Annotated in this window: 1 protein-coding gene; it reads right to left on the bottom strand. The window is 31.6% G+C overall.

The genetic code is table 11. The features are described 5' to 3' along the window. On the bottom strand, positions 1–231 hold a 231-nt coding region (locus tag ACPYOJ_RS37160), incomplete at both ends, for a hypothetical protein (protein ID WP_481420654.1).

Below are 231 nucleotides of genomic sequence, written 5' to 3' on the forward strand. Positions count from 1 at the left end.
GCAAGAATAATCCCTTTCAGAAATTCTTTTGATTTTGAAGACATTTTCGTTTTATCAATATTCTGAAGAACTTCTAGCCTTTTCTGAGAAAATTTTTCGGTAAAACTTAGATCTTTTCTTTCAGCAAAGAAAATCTTATCATTACTATAACACTGGTAATCAATATCCTTTCGTGCGAGATATTTTGCATAGTTAAACTGAAAAGCGTATTGCGGAGCTTTTGGCTTAGAG

It is taken from the genome of Rhizobium sp. SVR5-9E, assembly GCF_056755095.1.